15 protein-coding genes are annotated in these 15,140 nt (G+C 37.3%); 7 read left to right on the top strand and 8 right to left on the bottom strand.

What is annotated here, in order from left to right; all coding sequences use genetic code 11:
* The first annotated feature begins 39 nt into the window (after nt 1-39).
* Both purM and purN read left to right on the top strand, forming a co-directional pair.
* Complete coding sequence (gene purM, locus IRT38_RS08250) at nt 40-1,110, top strand: phosphoribosylformylglycinamidine cyclo-ligase (protein WP_194597424.1); 1,071 nt, start codon at nt 40-42, stop codon at nt 1,108-1,110.
* Nucleotides 1,107-1,736, top strand: a complete 630-nt coding sequence (gene purN, locus IRT38_RS08245) for a phosphoribosylglycinamide formyltransferase (protein WP_171057540.1) — start codon at nt 1,107-1,109, stop codon at nt 1,734-1,736. Before purM ends, purN begins: the two co-directional genes overlap by 4 nt.
* A gap of 51 nt (nt 1,737-1,787) precedes the next feature.
* On the opposite strand, the gene IRT38_RS08240 is transcribed toward purN, so the two are convergent.
* Together IRT38_RS08240 and sppA are read right to left on the bottom strand one after the other, a co-directional pair.
* The gene (locus IRT38_RS08240) at nt 1,788-2,579 is read right to left on the bottom strand and encodes an alpha/beta fold hydrolase (protein ID WP_004913622.1); all 792 of its coding nucleotides are present in this window, start codon (nt 2,577-2,579) and stop codon (nt 1,788-1,790) included.
* A gap of 174 nt (nt 2,580-2,753) precedes the next feature.
* Nucleotides 2,754-3,776 (bottom strand): signal peptide peptidase SppA, encoded by a 1,023-nt coding sequence (sppA, locus tag IRT38_RS08235; protein ID WP_194597423.1) that lies wholly within the window; start codon nt 3,774-3,776, stop codon nt 2,754-2,756.
* Between the two features lie 138 nt (nt 3,777-3,914).
* Between sppA and IRT38_RS08230 the strand changes: the two genes are divergently transcribed.
* Nucleotides 3,915-4,859, top strand: coding sequence for a lysophospholipid acyltransferase family protein (locus IRT38_RS08230; protein WP_194597422.1), 945 nt, complete (start codon nt 3,915-3,917; stop codon nt 4,857-4,859).
* Between the two features lie 7 nt (nt 4,860-4,866).
* Here IRT38_RS08230 and IRT38_RS08225 read toward each other — a convergent pair whose 3' ends face one another.
* The 3 genes from IRT38_RS08225 to IRT38_RS08215 form a co-directional block, all read right to left on the bottom strand.
* Nucleotides 4,867-7,281, bottom strand: coding sequence for a DNA internalization-related competence protein ComEC/Rec2 (locus tag IRT38_RS08225; RefSeq protein ID WP_194597421.1), 2,415 nt, complete (start codon nt 7,279-7,281; stop codon nt 4,867-4,869).
* An 85-nt stretch (nt 7,282-7,366) separates the two neighbouring features.
* Complete coding sequence (gene lolD, locus IRT38_RS08220; protein WP_039047276.1) at nt 7,367-8,053, bottom strand: lipoprotein-releasing ABC transporter ATP-binding protein LolD; 687 nt, start codon at nt 8,051-8,053, stop codon at nt 7,367-7,369.
* Complete coding sequence (locus IRT38_RS08215; protein WP_004959849.1) at nt 8,046-9,281, bottom strand: lipoprotein-releasing ABC transporter permease subunit; 1,236 nt, start codon at nt 9,279-9,281, stop codon at nt 8,046-8,048. Before IRT38_RS08215 ends, lolD begins: the two co-directional genes overlap by 8 nt.
* A 25-nt stretch (nt 9,282-9,306) precedes the next feature.
* Between IRT38_RS08215 and IRT38_RS08210 the strand changes: the two genes are divergently transcribed.
* On the top strand, nt 9,307-9,879 hold the full coding sequence (locus IRT38_RS08210; RefSeq protein WP_004913640.1) for a PilZ domain-containing protein: 573 nt from the start codon (nt 9,307-9,309) through the stop codon (nt 9,877-9,879).
* Nucleotides 9,880-9,889: 10 nt separating this feature from the next.
* On the opposite strand, the gene IRT38_RS08205 is transcribed toward IRT38_RS08210, so the two are convergent.
* Both IRT38_RS08205 and IRT38_RS08200 read right to left on the bottom strand, forming a co-directional pair.
* Nucleotides 9,890-10,777, bottom strand: coding sequence for a DMT family transporter (locus IRT38_RS08205; protein WP_194597420.1), 888 nt, complete (start codon nt 10,775-10,777; stop codon nt 9,890-9,892).
* A gap of 7 nt (nt 10,778-10,784) precedes the next feature.
* Entirely contained in the window at nt 10,785-11,255 is a 471-nt protein-coding gene (locus IRT38_RS08200; RefSeq protein WP_004913645.1) for a YaiI/YqxD family protein, read from the bottom strand.
* Nucleotides 11,256-11,480: 225 nt separating this feature from the next.
* Between IRT38_RS08200 and IRT38_RS08195 the strand changes: the two genes are divergently transcribed.
* On the top strand, nt 11,481-12,419 hold the full coding sequence (locus IRT38_RS08195) for a hypothetical protein (protein ID WP_087540480.1): 939 nt from the start codon (nt 11,481-11,483) through the stop codon (nt 12,417-12,419).
* A 37-nt stretch (nt 12,420-12,456) separates the two neighbouring features.
* The gene (locus IRT38_RS08190; protein WP_004913649.1) at nt 12,457-12,600 is read left to right on the top strand and encodes a hypothetical protein; all 144 of its coding nucleotides are present in this window, start codon (nt 12,457-12,459) and stop codon (nt 12,598-12,600) included.
* A 58-nt stretch (nt 12,601-12,658) separates the two neighbouring features.
* On the opposite strand, the gene serC is transcribed toward IRT38_RS08190, so the two are convergent.
* The gene (gene serC / locus IRT38_RS08185; protein ID WP_194597419.1) at nt 12,659-13,738 is read right to left on the bottom strand and encodes a 3-phosphoserine/phosphohydroxythreonine transaminase; all 1,080 of its coding nucleotides are present in this window, start codon (nt 13,736-13,738) and stop codon (nt 12,659-12,661) included.
* 345 nt (nt 13,739-14,083) lie between these two features.
* On the opposite strand from serC, the gene IRT38_RS08180 reads away from it, so the two are divergent.
* Nucleotides 14,084-15,140, top strand: a 1,057-nt coding sequence (locus IRT38_RS08180; RefSeq protein ID WP_194597418.1) for a TolC family protein, incomplete at its 3' end; no start/stop codon positions are given.

The following is a 15,140-nucleotide window of genomic DNA, read 5'->3' as shown; positions in this document are numbered from 1 at the left end:
ATTCAGGTTATAATCTGCCGCCAATGCGGAGACTTCACTATGAGCAACTCAACTTCTACCTCAAATACTGGTTTAAGCTATAAAGATGCGGGCGTCGACATTGAAGCGGGCGACGCACTGGTCGATCGTATCAAATCAGTCGCAAAACGCACCACACGTCCTGAAGTTATGGGCGGACTTGGCGGTTTTGGTGCGTTATGTAAAATTCCAAAAGGTTATGAAGAACCTGTATTGGTGTCTGGCACCGATGGCGTAGGCACTAAATTACGTTTAGCGCTTAACTTAAATCGTCATGACACAATTGGTCAAGACCTAGTCGCAATGTGCGTAAACGATCTACTCGTGTGTGGTGCAGAGCCATTATTCTTCCTAGATTATTACGCTACAGGTCACTTAAATGTTGATGTTGCAGCAAATGTAGTAACAGGTATTGGTAAAGGTTGTGAATTAGCTGGTTGTGCATTGGTTGGTGGTGAAACTGCTGAAATGCCTGGTATGTACGAAGGCGAAGATTATGATCTTGCTGGCTTTGCAGTAGGTGTTGTTGAGCAAAGTAAAATCATTGACGGTACTAAAGTAAAGTCTGGTGATGTACTGATCGGTGTTGCATCAAGTGGTGCTCACTCAAATGGTTATTCATTACTTCGCAAAATTTTAGATGTTAAAAATGTTGATTTGACACAAATCGTTGATGGTCGTCCACTTGCAGATGTAGCTATGGAACCAACTCGTATTTATGTAAAACCTGTTCTTGAACTTTGCAAGCAAGTTGATGTCCATGCAATGGCTCATATTACGGGTGGTGGCTTACCTGGTAACTTACCTCGCGTACTTCCTAATGGTGCTCAAGCAGTAATCAACGAGTCAAGCTGGAATTGGCCAGAACTTTTCCAACTATTACAACGCGAAGGCAATGTTGAACGCTTCGAAATGTATCGTACATTCAACTGTGGTGTTGGTATGGTCATCGCTGTTGATGCAGATGATGCTGATAAAACAATCGAAATACTTAACTCGCAAGGTGAAACAGCATGGAAAATTGGTCATATCCAAGAAAATGCTGAATCAGTTGAAGGCGCAGACGAAAAAATTCGCGTGATCTTTGCATAATGAGAATTGCGGTACTTGTCTCTGGCAATGGTAGCAACTTACAAGCCCTGATTGATGCAAATCTTTCAGGGCAAATCATTGGTGTACTTTCAAATAAAGCTGATGCATATGCTTTGGAACGTGCTAAACAAGCCAATATTGCTACTGCTGTCGTCTCACACAAAGACTTTCCAAATAGAGAAAGTTTTGATGAAGCCATGCATCAACAACTATTAGCATGGCAAATTGATTTAGTTATTCTTGCTGGTTTTATGCGAATTTTAACACCAAGTTTTGTCAGCCAATGGCAAGGTAAAATGTTAAATATTCACCCCTCCCTTCTTCCTTACTATAAGGGAGTCAATACACACCAACGTGTTTTGAATACAGGTGATCGCTTTCATGGTTGTACGGTTCATTTTGTTACAGCAGAACTTGATGCAGGTCAAAGCATTGCTCAATCTGCGATAGAAGTTCATCTTAACGACACGGTTGAAACACTTGCTCAGCGTGTGCACAAACTTGAGCATTTTATTTATCCTCAAGTTGCAGAATGGCTATGTAATGGTCAACTGACTTGGAGAGATGGTCAGGCATTTTTCAATCAGAAACCTTTGGAACAACCAATTCAGTTCGCGCAATTCTAGAATCAAAAAACACATCCTCGGATGTGTTTTTTTATGTCGTATTACAGAGTCTTAACGAATTAGATTTTTAATTTTCATCACTGTTTCTGTCGGATGTTCCAATGGGAACATGTGCCCACCCGCTACGATTGAAAAAGGAATGCCTAATTTCTTCTTTGCAACCTGAGGAAACTTCTCTTTTAAAAACACACTGTCACTCCCAACCACTAAATGAACAGGCACTTTAGGCTTCGGCATAGGTAACCACCACATTGAAGGCGTTGTCCTAAACAATTCAACTTCATCATCTTTAGGTATCGTAAGTGTTACCCCACCTTTTCGTGGATCATCTGCTAATGCATAGTCAATATATGCCTGAAAACAATCAGGATCAAAATGTTGATAGAATCCTTTATTTCGCAATAGCTCTGCGGCTTGCTCACGAGATTCCCAGTGATCTCTACGACGTACTGATAAACCTGCAGGCGTAATTTTGTCGACTAATTTGGGTTTAAAAAGCTTTGCAAGATGAAATACAAAAGATGCTTTACCTATAATTAAAGGTGGGTCTAGCATAATCACTTGGGAAAATAATTCAGGACGACGATACGCAGCCATCAAAGTCAATACAGAACCTAAAGAGTGCCCTAAACCGATCACCTTACGACCTTTTGATTGCTGAACAATACTATCTATAACTTGATCAACGAGATATGTCCAACCATGGGTAATCGGATAACGTTTGTCTGTTCCTATTTCAGGTACATAGATAATGTCATAATCACTTTTCAAATCATCAAACAGCTTTTGGTAAACTTTTGAAGGCACACCGTTCGCATGAGCGAAATGAATTAAAGGTTTCATAGATTCGTCTTCAAATTTATCGATTGATCAATTATCTCCCGTTCAAAGATCATTACAATTTAAAAGGGAGAACTACAGAGTAATTTATAGAAAGTAAGATGGTGAGAAAATTAAGATCAAGAATCACTAAGTTTCCTTTATGACAAAGAAAACTTAGTGATAAGTCAGATAATATTATTGTAGTTTTGCGTTTTGTTGTGTGTCTAATTGAGTTGCCAATGATGAGCTAATCCCCTCACCAATTTTTGTACCCATTCGACCTAAAATTGACTCAAGCGGATTATGCTGAACAGTGTAATCAACTTTTTGCTCAACCTTCAAATCTCTCATCAAAGTCGTCAAACTACCACTACGATCCGCCACACCTAAGGCAATCGCTTGCTCACCACTCCAGAATAAACCAGAGAAGATCGTAGGGTCATTAGATTTCAAACGCTTACCACGACCTTCTTTAACAGCGTTAATAAAGTGACTATGAACATTATCTAAAACTGACTGAACATGTGCTTGTTGAGTTGGATTGATCGGCTTTGTCATGCTCAAAATATCTTTATTATTACCAGATGTAAGCGTGCGATCCTCAATACCTAATTTTTGAGTTAAACCGCTTAAGCCATAATTTGGCATAATTACACCAATTGAACCGACTAGACTCGATGGATTAACAATAATTTCATCAGCTGCAGATGCAATATAATAAGCACCTGAGGCGCCCATATCTCCAATCACTGCATAAACTTTTTTAGCTGGATATTGCTTTTTCAAATAGCGAATTTCTTGCCAAATTTCGTCTGACTGAACTGGTGAACCACCAGGAGAGTTGATATTCAAAGCAATTGCCTTACTGCCATTTGCTTCAAATGCACGCTTTAATGCTTTATTTGTATCTTCACTATTCACAGCAGATTGACTGCTTGATGAATCAATCGTTCCGATAATATCGACCACTGCTAAGTGATCACTACTGATACTTGTCGTTGCTTTTTCAGTTGTAGTAGAGCAGCTTTTACTCATTGCAATTAAAACAATCAACAAATAAGCAAAACCTAAACATTTAAAAAAGATACTCCAACGACGACTACGGCGCTGTTCTTCTACAGATGCTAAAACAGCTTTTTCCAAGATTTGCCATTCTTTGCCTGTCACATTATTACTATGTGTTGGTTCGTTTTGTGGTTTCGGTGGCCAATCGGACATAAGATTCCAATCCAATAGATTTTAAAGTGGTTTTATTATATACGCTGATTTACAGAAAACTGTTTAAATAACTTGTTTTAACTTATAATTATTTTGTGCGTTATACTCTTTTCATGTAATTCTAAATACCACAAATCAATGACCCAGCCTCAAGCAACTAGTTCAAACTACAAACTGATCAAACTATTCAGTAAACAACCAATCCAACTAGGACGGTTTTTTGCACGCATATTGGCTGGGTTATTTAACAGATTTCAATTATCTAAAATTTCCAAAACTATTCGTTTAAACATAAAAATAGCATTTCCTGAACTGAGAGATCATGAGTTACAGATACTCTCTAAAGAAGCAATTCGCAATGAGCTTACGTCTTATTTCGAATTTTTAAGTATTTGGGGTTCAAGTAATCAGAAAAACATTCAACGTATACATAGCATCACTGGTGAACAGTATTTTCACGATGCTTTAGCAGAAAAAAAAGGACTTGTGCTCGTCATACCCCACTTCGGAACGTGGGAAGTGATGAATTCTTGGTTATCTCATTATACTCAAATGACGATATTGTATAAGCCAGTTAAAAACCCAGATGCAGATCAGTTTGTCCGTGATGCCAGAAGTCGTGAACAAGCTAACCTCGTACCAACAGATGAAAGTGGTGTACGACAAATTTTTAAGGCATTAAAACAAGGCGGAACAACAGCTATTTTACCTGACCACACACCTGATCAAGGTGGTGATATGATTGATTACTTTGGGATTCCACTAGCATCTAGTAGTCTAAGCGCAAAATTAATCCAAAAAACAAAAGCCAAAGCACTCCTGATCTATACGATGAGAAATGATCAAGATGGATTTGATATGTTTGTTGAACCAATCAATCCACATATTTATGAAGGCAATGCTGAGCAAGGAACGCTAATTATTCATCAGGCTTTAGAGCAACTTATTCGCCGCTATCCAAGTCATTACCATTGGAGTTACAAACGATTTAGTGCCAACAAAAGTTTAAAGAAAATTTATGATATTGATGAGCAAGAGGCCTTAGCTAGGGTCGCTGAAGTTAGATTGCAAAATCAAAAATAAATCACTTTTATTGCAACCGAGTTAACCATTTACGTTGTTGTCTGTACATGGAAATTACAGTATTTGCATGATTGATTTCAAAGGAGATCGATCCGTTTTGGCTGGTCGTCAACAATGGAATATTTAATGCTCGCAATCTTTGCTGTAATTCAATACTCGGATGACCATAACGATTTTCAAAACCTGCGGAAGCGATTGCCAATTTAGGTTTAATTGTTGCTAAAAAATCATAAGCTGAACTATGTTTGCTTCCATGATGCCCCAAAAGAATGACATCTACTTCTAAGTCTGGATATTGCTGTAATAGCTTATATTCTGTTTCCCAACCTGCATCCCCCATAATTAAGAATTTGCGATACGGTTTGGCATGTTCAAACTCAATATACACAACACATGAATATTCATTCTGTTGATTTTGAACATAACTCAGCTCCTCTATTTTTGGAGATAGAATCTCAACCTGAGCTTGAGCTAAATTCCATTTTTGACCTTGATGACAAAAAGAAAAATTATCTTTAAATGGCAATTTGTCATTTTTTTCATTGGCATAAACCTTTGTGATCTCGAAGACTTGCTCAATATATGGGAAAGCACCACTATGGTCTTGATCGAGATGCGATAAAATCATTTGATCTAATTTTTCGATCCCCTGCTGTCGAAGAAATGGAACAATGACTCGCTCACCTAAACTGAACTTCTCTTCATTATATGAACCACCAGTATCTATCATTAGGTTATGCTGAGCTTGTTGTAAAAATACAGATTGTCCCTGCCCCACATCTAAAATGGTTAGCATAGTCTTTTGCTGTTTTACACCGAATAAAATAGGTAAGAAACATACTAAACCCCAAGATTTTGGTATCGTTCCTTTCGGCATAAATAAAATAAAAATTCCGACACTCAAAGCAAATAACGACAATGGGATATAACTAATACCTTGTAAATCAGGTGTGAGTGACATCAAAACATCTAATAATCCGATTAGTATGCTCAACAACATATTATTGAGGGTGAATAAAACTAGACCTAATGAAGGAAAAATGAGCCAAATACATGCAGCAAAAATATCTAAAGGTACAACCAACATGCTTAATATCGGAATAGCTATCAGATTACTAAGTGGCGCAATCCAAGCAATTTGTTGGAAAAAAATGATAACTAAGGGCATTAAGGCGATAAAAATTTTCCATTGTGATTCGATCAAAATTTTGATTGCAAACTTTATATCCTCAGTTCTATTTTTTATTCCGTCTTTTGGTAGAGTACTGATCGTTTGATAAATTCTCAATAGGATGAAACATGCACCGTAAGATAGCCAAAAGGCAGCCGACAAGATACTAAATGGATCATATATTAGAAATAAACACGCGCTATAAATTAGTAACTGAAAAGGCTGAATCGCTTGCCTTGTGATAACGAAAAAACTTGCCAAGGCGACCGTCAACAACGTCCTTAAAGCTGGAATTTCAAATCCAACGGAAGCCACGTAAACCATGACACTAAATAAAAATGGAAAAACCAAAATAATCTGACGAGGTTGCCATAGATATAAGTTTGGAAAATAATGCTGTAAAACTCTTTGCAATCCCCATGTCAGCATGATTGCAAAAATCAGCACATGAGGACCTGAGATCGCCAATAAATGTGAAATCCCAAGTTGCTGAAATTTTTTCTTTAAATCTTTAGCTAATAAACTTTCATCACCTGTAAGCAACGCAAGTAACAATCCTTTGTGTTGTAAATTTGAATGAGCAAGCATTTGCCTAAATTCAAATCGCATTATTTCAATCTTAAGACCTATTTTCTCCAAAAAATTGTCTTGCTCCTTCAAATATTGCAAATGACCAAGCCTATACACATCATCTTGGCTTAAAGGTACGATTTGTTCGACTAAAAATGCTGACATTAAATTTTGTTGTAAGAACCATTTTTCTTGGTCAAAAACACCTTGAACGGCATAACTGTGTGCGGGTTTGATTGTTCCATAAACTCGATAATAGCTCCCCAATACAAAAGCTTCTGACTGATGATCCTTCTCCTTTATGTACATCAACCAATTCACTACTTGATCATGTCGATTTAAAACTACAGCTTGCTGTTTAACACCCTCTTCAGTGAGTTCATTTATTTTTCGAATATAAACAACAGCCTCAAATGGTTGCGATTTTAACTCGCGTAATTCGAGCCTTTTTTCTAGAGCTTGATCTGCATAGTGATACCCCGTGCAAAACATTGCCCAAATCGCAGTGATCAATAACAGTGACTTGTAGAATGGGGAATGTCCTTTATTTTTTATTTTATAAAAAATAAATAGTAGAGTCGCAATACAGCACCAAATCCACCAAGTGGAATTAATGATTTCAAAATCACGCCCCATAGCTGAAGTACCCACAATCCAGCCAATCAATATAATTTTCAACATATATTTATAATTTAAGTTTTTGATTTTTCTGAGGGCAAAATTAAAGCCCTTTTTCAGGGCTTTAACAAGTGATCATAGAAAATATTTAAGCCTGATCAATCCATAAACCATCTTGCATATGCAAAATTGAATCTGCTGATTTTGCTAATTGCTCATCATGGGTCACTATAAGCATTGCCATATTGAGTTCTTTTTTTAGATCAGTCAGTAATTCAAAGATACTCAATGCAGTTTTCCGATCCAAATTACCTGTTGGCTCATCGGCTAAAACTACCGCAGGCTTAGTGACCAATGCTCTCGCTAAAGCAACACGTTGGCGTTCACCACCGGATAACTCACCAGGTTTATGTTCCATTCGGTGAGACAATCCAACACGATCAAGAAGATATTCAGCTTGTTTTTTCACATCTTTATAATTGCTTTCACCACGCAACATTAAAGGCATAGCGACATTTTCTAAAGCAGAAAATTCAGGCAATAGATGATGGAACTGATAAACGAAACCTAGATACTGATTTCGCTTATAACCACGCTCAGCCTCACCTAAATTGTCAAAGCGTTTCCCTTGTAAAAAAACTTGCCCTTGTGTAGGTTGATCTAACCCACCCAAGACATGCAACAAAGTACTTTTACCTGAACCACTTGAACCAACAATAGAAACAAACTCACCTGCATTGACCTGCAATGACAAGCCCTTAATCACTTCAACTTTGGTTTTACCATCATCAAAATGTTTAAAAACATCTTTAGCTTCTAAGACAATTTTACTCATAACGCAATGCCTCAGCAGGTTGGACTTTGGCAGCACGTAATGCAGGATAGATCGTTGCCAAGAAACTTAATAATAAAGATACAGTCACAATCACGACAACATCTTGCCATCTCAAATAAGAAGGTAAGTAATGTACGAAATAGGCATCAAATAAGTTCAATCCAAGTGCCGTATTGAACCATGAAATAATGTCACTGATCGTAAGTGCAAGTGTTACGCCTAGAATCGTACCTGCAATCGTACCAATCACACCAATAACAGTCCCCTGCACCATGAAAATTTTAGTGATCATAGACGGCGAAGCGCCTAATGTACGCAAAATTGCAATATCAGATTTTTTATCCGTTACAACCATGACCAAAGAAGAAACAATATTAAATGCAGCTACAACGATAATCAGTACTAGAAGCAAACCGACTAAAGTTTTTTCCATTTGAATGGCATTAAATAAGTTTCCATGCGTATACGTCCAATTCGATGCATAGAAATTACTTGGTAACTGACTGACAATTTCATCTGCAACCTTAGGAGCAGCAAAAATATCATCTAGTTTTAAGCGAACACCTTGAGCACCGTCAGGTAAACGCAATAATGTCGAGGCATCATTCAAGGCGATATAACCCACCATTGAGTCTACTTCTGCGCCAACACTAAAAATACCAACGATTTTAAAACGTTTAAAACGTGGTACTACACCTGCTGGTGATGGCGTTGCTTCTGGGAGAACGAGAGTGACACTATCATTTAAGCCTAAACCTAATGCATCAGTCATATCCTTACCGAGGACGATACCAAACTCACCCTTTTTTAATGCACCTAAGTTGCCTGCAACCATATGATTCTGAATGATTGAAACCTTTTTTTCATACTCAGGTTCAATCCCTGTCACCATAATACCTGCAACTTGCCCTTGAGCAGTCAACATCCCCTGTAATTGGGTAAATGGAGCCACACCTGTTACATGCGGATGATCCTCAACTTTTTTTACAAGCTCAGGCCAATCTGTTAGAATTTGAGTAGAAGAAACAGTAGCTTGGGGAACCATTCCAAGGACACGGTTTTTAAGCTCACGGTCAAAGCCATTCATTACAGAAAGTACTGTAATCAACACTGCGACACCAAGCGTTAAACCAATCATGGAAACCAAGGCAATAAAAGAAATAAAGTGATTACTCCGCCGAGCACGAGTATATCTCAACCCTATATACAGCGAGATTGGCTTAAACATACCATCTAGTCCGAGGTGATTTATTATGGAAAATTCACAACATCATCTTGTTGACGACAACACTGAACGTCGAGTGATGTCTCGTATTGATGCCGTGTTGAGAATCAACTATCAAATCATTCCTGATGACGTTGCACTGAATGATCCCTATGATTCTCACTTTGTTTTACCACGCTATTTTCTACTACTTGCAGAATTAGATCAATTTGATCATGCGTTTCGCTACGAATTAGAACAATTAAATGAAAAAGATCAACAAATTGCTCGTATCTTATCCCTATTTAATCAAAAACTAAATTTGATTACAGGATCTTTCTACGACAATATCGTGCAATCCCTACTACCCGTACCAGAACAAGTAAATTTTTCTGAAAATGGACTCAGTTTTTTCAGCGCTCAAGATATTAACGAAGGTACATACATTCACATCACGCTTAGCCACCCAGAGAACTTTTTTCACATCGCAGCTACAGCGCAAGTTGTATATAGCAATCCAGATGAACAAGGAAAATTCCGTATCGGTGCATACTTTATTACTTTGAATCCTCAAGATAGAGCTAAATTGGCCGAAACCATTCAACAGTCTGAAAACCCTTAATAGCTCATCTTTACATTCGACGGTAAGCTCTCAAATCCTTGATAAAATAGAGTAGCAAACCAAACAACACGATACTTGCACCAACAAAAACTTGTACTGATAGCTGCTCATCATTCAGAAAGGCACCGATCAATATTGCTAATAAGGGCGTCATCACAGTCGTTAAAGACAAAGTGGTCGGTTTGAGATTTTGTACTAGTTTAAAGTAGCAAAACATCGCAATCAGTGATGCCATGATCACCGTGTAGAATAAAGCCAGTAAAGATTTTGCAGAAGGCATCTGTGTTGGAGCATATTGCCAAATCCAAGGCACAACAAGAATCGCAATCAAAGTCGAAACCAAAATTGATCCCGTCGCTTGTGCCATAGCTTGAATATTCGCATTTATCTTTTTGACTAAGAAAATCGAGAGAGAATAAGCAAATACACTCACAATCATGAGTCCAATACCCAATGGTTGGACATGGTTCTGATTATCACTCAAACAAATCAAACCTAAGCCAATAATTGAAACAGCCATACCCAACCATTGCAACAATGCTAGTTTCTGCTGAAATCCGAAACGACCAATCAAACCAGCCATGATAGGTGCTAACCCAAACATCAATGCAATTAAACCTGAACTCAAGTAAGCCGTAGCCGCATACGTAAAAATCTGAGATCCGATTAAGCTCAATGAGCCTGCGATGTAACTCAGTATTGAAACTTTATCTACAGGAAATCTTACTTTTAAAATCAACAGGACGACGATGGCTAGTGGCAAAGCAATAAAGAAACGCAGTACTAAAGCCCACATGGGATGTAAATCAGATACACTCCAAACAATCGCCAATGGGGTCGTCGCCCATATAAAAACGAGTAATCCATAAGTTAGAATCAGATTTGTACGTGAGGGCATATCATACTCAAGAAGCGGTTTTACGTTTTTGCTTTAAAATGGTTTGGTCTAAAGAACTCGAAAACTCACGCTTATCTCTTTCAGAAATTGGAGGAGGTCCTCCTGTTTGAACACCAGCACCACGCAAGGTATCCATAAAGTCTCGAAGATGTAATCGGGCTTTTACATTTGCAGTAGTATAGATTTCGCCACGAGGATGGATTGCAATTCCACCTTTCTCAATAACCTGTGCAGCCAAAGGAATATCTTGCGTGATTACAATGTCATTTGGCTGCATACGTTCCACAATTTCCTGATCAGCACGATCTGCCCCACTCATAACCTGAATAGATTTGATTCGTACCGAAGGTGTAATACCTACATTTTGATTGGCAACGAAAGTTACTTCCAACTGATAACGATCTGAAGCACGAAGAATCACTTCTCTTAAAATCTTAGGCAAAGCATCTGCATCTACCCATAATTTGAATGGCAGCACGTAAGCGAAAGCTCATATAAATAAAATGCTAGTGTAGCAGATTGCTAGAAAAGTAGAGGGAAATTGAGCAAAGCAATTATTAAGACTCATTGATTTGCTGTCTAAGTTTAAAACCCATTTTTCACATAAATGAATTAATTTTATAGATTTACATATCGAGACTTGAAAAATCGATGTTACCCTCGATTTAATAGTATAAGTTCAATCTTTCCAGCATTACGATTTATGAAAATTCAAAACAGTCCAGAAATCATTACTATTCAAGATGAAAATTTCGGTAATCACGCTGAGCATTGGAACTTATTAACAGATAATCCTGCATCTGACGTACCTAAATGGTTAGGTCTGGCGTTAGATACTCCTGTTATGCCTATGGGATTGTGTACAGAAGAACATGAAATGGATCAATCATTTTGGTTGATTCAAGGTCCAAGTGATCAGTCGATTGCAATTAATCAAATTATCGCTGTTGAAGATCAAAAACCACGTGCTTTAAAAACTGCATTTCCAAGTTTCCAAAGCCCGTATAAATACGATGCACAGATTGAACGAATTATTACCTGTAAATCTGCAACCCAAGCGGTATTAAGACTAAATTTAAATAAAAGTACGACTATTTATGCATTTGATAATTTATTTAGTGTTAATCGCTGTAAATATGATAAAGATGAAACCTATCAAGTCCAATTTAATGCTTGGGCCTATGAATTAGAAGTAGTGTCAGAAGATGAGAAAATCATTGTGGATGACCCTGCTTCAATTAAACACCACCGTGCATTAAATGCAATTCTGGCTGAGCATAATGGAATTGCACCTGAAAACTTACAAGAATTGATTAATGCTTGGGAACCAAAAACGCCTGAAGATCAAGAACCTGTAACTGTCGACTTTTCTAAAATGGTCGCTTATTTATTTGGTGAAACATTAGGGCAAGAAGATGAGGCTTGGTTCCAAGGTAATATCGTTGGTAAAACTTCAATGCAGTTTATGCAAGACGAATACACCCTTTACGATGTCACTTTAGTTTTAGAGGATACATTACCTGCAATATTAATCCGCATTGCAACCAAAAATGATTTGTATAAAAACTTTAACATTGGTCAATATATTCGCGGCAACCTATGGATTCAGGCGAATATTTATGCTAAAACTGCTATAAAGTGAAATAAAATCACATAAATAGCAATTTTTAGGCGTTCTAATGAAAATTATACCAGAACAAACGACCACCAGTCTTATTCATTCAAGTGACCAAGGCCTTAAACTTGATGTTGGTGCTTTTTGCTTTTTTCTACTTGGTATGTTTTTAGCAGCACTCATTTTTCATCAAATTGGCATTTTCTAAAAATTTCATTCTTGTAAAAAAGCCCTCATTTTCGAGGGCTTTTTTTATTTGTCAGCGATTAACCATGGCGTTTTGCAAAATTATCCATAAAGTTAACTAATGCCTGTACACCTTCAAGTGGCACAGCATTGTAAATACTTGCACGCATACCGCCTACTGAACGATGTCCTGCAAGGTTAAGCAAATGTTGCTGCTCCGCTTCTTTTAAGAATGCCTTTTCCAAAGCTTCATCAGCAAGCGTAAATGGAACATTCATCATTGAACGATTTGGAAGTGCAATCGGGTTGTTATAGAAATCACTCGAATCAATATAACCATAAAGCAGTTTTGCTTTCTCTTGGTTGACTTTGTAGATCGCATCCACGCCACCTTGTTCAAGTAACCATTCAAAAACTAAACCAGATAAATACCAAGCATAAGTGGCTGGAGTGTTAACCATTGAGCCATTTTTAGCTTGATCGTTATATTTCAAAATGCTTGGAATTTCAGGTTTTACTTGATCCAACAAATCATCACGAATAATGACAATCGTCAATCCTGCAGGACCAATATTCTTCTGAGCACCAGCATAAATTAAACCAAATTTACTTACATCTAGCGGAGCAGACAAAATACTTGATGAGAAGTCACATACCAATGGCTTTTCAACATTTGGAACACCTGCAAACTGTAAACCACCAATCGTTTCATTATCTGCATAATGTACATATGCAGCATCAGCAGATAAGTTCCAAGTTGCTTGGTCTGTAATTGCATGCTTACCATCAATCAAAGTACCCGCTTCGATCACATTAATGTCACCGTAACGTTTTGCTTCTTTCAACGCTTTTTCAGACCAAATCCCTGTATGGATATAATCAGCTTTATTATTTTTACCCAACAAATTTAATGGAATCGCTGAGAATTGAAGGGATGCCCCACCTTGAAGAAAAAGTACTTTATAATTTTCAGGAATGTTCATGAGCTTACGTAAGTCAGCTTCTGCCTTTTCTGCAACAGCAACATAGTCGTTACTACGATGACTCATTTCCATGATCGACAAGCCTTTCCCCTGCCAATCCAACATTTCCTGTTGAGCTTTTTCTAAAACGGCAGTAGGTAGTGCAGCAGGACCAGCGCAGAAATTATAAGCACGCATGAGTTTTCCCTTGTGAAAGTGAAACAAATTGAGATGGGAATTTAATCATAGATTGGCGAAGCTTGCAGCAGCTTATCGCTTAAATATTTAATTTTATCTGCAAAATTTTTCGTTCATTCAACTATTTCTTTTTTTAAATACATTCAATTTCAGCGATTCATTATTATGTTTTATTCAAGTGAATATGATTATTTCATTGAATCTAGACTAGATTAAAAACTCTAATTTTTACAATTTAACTACACCAATTTAGGTTGTATAACTATTTAATTAAAAACATAATATTTTAATTTTACAAAAAGAACTTAGACTAACGCGAGTATTATTAAATTGCGACAAGCTCAAATGTTGAAACAAAATAATCGACCAAATTTAAGGGTCAAACGGTTTCAAAAAAAACTAAGCATGTGTATCCATATAATCACATGTAGTTTTTTTACAAGTTCAATATTTGCTCAAACTATTAGCTACAGTGAAGCTGAGCAATATATCGCTGAGAATGCATATAGCACACAAGCACAAAGAGCCTTAAAACAATCAGCTCAACTAGAAATGGATGCCATAAAAAATCTTGGGCTTCCTCGTGTTGATCTCAATGCAACTGCCTATTCATTTCATAGTGAAACTAGCGTCCCATTAGAGTCAGGCAAACGTCGTTTGGAAAACTCACTTACACGTGGATTTGATGATAAGCTTTCTCAATGGGAAAACGTATTATCACCAGAAGTCATTGATCAAATAAGCCAAGGTTTTGATCAAGTTGTTAGTGATGGTCTAAATAAAGTACCCAATAATGTTGATGTAACCGTCAAAGATCAGGATGTAAGAACTTCACTTTCTATGGTTATGCCATTATATACAGGGGGGAAAATCTCAAGTGCCAAGCAAATAGCGACTTTGCAGGCTCAACGCTCAACAATTAGCGAGAAACAACAGCAAGATGCTCAGCGTTTTGAAATGATCCAAGCTTATTTTAATGCCCAACTACAACAGCAGTTAGCCAATGTCAGCCTATTTAATTTTAATGCGATGCAACAGCATTATAACAATGCCCTAAAACTTGAAAAACAAGGGTTTATTAATAAAGGACAACGTATGCAGTTTGAGGTTGCCTTAAATAATGCTGATCGGGCTTATCAAAACGCACAATCTAACCTACAAGCAAGCTTGTTTAGTTTAAAAAATTTACTCCAAATCAGTGATCGTCTTAGCTTAAGCACGCCATTATTTGTAAATACCACTCAAAAAAATGATTTAGAAACTTTTCTTAGCAATTATGATCAAAACTCAAGTTTAGTAAAAAAATTACAGATGGATACCCAACTGGCAAATGAAAATATCCGTATCCAGCAAGCAGCCAAAAAACCAAGTGTATTTGCCTTTGGTGAATACGGGTTAGATG

Source organism: Acinetobacter sp. SK-43, from assembly GCF_015351505.1.
GTDB lineage: Bacteria > Pseudomonadota > Gammaproteobacteria > Pseudomonadales > Moraxellaceae > Acinetobacter > Acinetobacter junii.
Note: the sequence above shows the minus strand (reverse complement) of the source record. Positions and strands in the feature narration are given on the sequence as shown.

What these genes read in the sequence shown, in the direction of transcription:
- purM (WP_194597424.1), top strand. Translation starts at nt 40, where the DNA reads ATGAGCAACTCAACTTCTACCTCAAATACTGGTTTAAGCTATAAAGAT.
- IRT38_RS08240 (WP_004913622.1), bottom strand. Translation starts at nt 2,579, where the DNA reads ATGAAACCTTTAATTCATTTCGCTCATGCGAACGGTGTGCCTTCAAAA.
- sppA (WP_194597423.1), bottom strand. Translation starts at nt 3,776, where the DNA reads ATGTCCGATTGGCCACCGAAACCACAAAACGAACCAACACATAGTAAT.
- IRT38_RS08230 (WP_194597422.1), top strand. Translation starts at nt 3,915, where the DNA reads ATGACCCAGCCTCAAGCAACTAGTTCAAACTACAAACTGATCAAACTA.
- IRT38_RS08225 (WP_194597421.1), bottom strand. Translation starts at nt 7,281, where the DNA reads ATGTTGAAAATTATATTGATTGGCTGGATTGTGGGTACTTCAGCTATG.
- lolD (WP_039047276.1), bottom strand. Translation starts at nt 8,053, where the DNA reads ATGAGTAAAATTGTCTTAGAAGCTAAAGATGTTTTTAAACATTTTGAT.
- IRT38_RS08215 (WP_004959849.1), bottom strand. Translation starts at nt 9,281, where the DNA reads ATGTTTAAGCCAATCTCGCTGTATATAGGGTTGAGATATACTCGTGCT.
- IRT38_RS08210 (WP_004913640.1), top strand. Translation starts at nt 9,307, where the DNA reads ATGGAAAATTCACAACATCATCTTGTTGACGACAACACTGAACGTCGA.
- IRT38_RS08205 (WP_194597420.1), bottom strand. Translation starts at nt 10,777, where the DNA reads ATGCCCTCACGTACAAATCTGATTCTAACTTATGGATTACTCGTTTTT.
- IRT38_RS08195 (WP_087540480.1), top strand. Translation starts at nt 11,481, where the DNA reads ATGAAAATTCAAAACAGTCCAGAAATCATTACTATTCAAGATGAAAAT.
- IRT38_RS08190 (WP_004913649.1), top strand. Translation starts at nt 12,457, where the DNA reads ATGAAAATTATACCAGAACAAACGACCACCAGTCTTATTCATTCAAGT.
- serC (WP_194597419.1), bottom strand. Translation starts at nt 13,738, where the DNA reads ATGCGTGCTTATAATTTCTGCGCTGGTCCTGCTGCACTACCTACTGCC.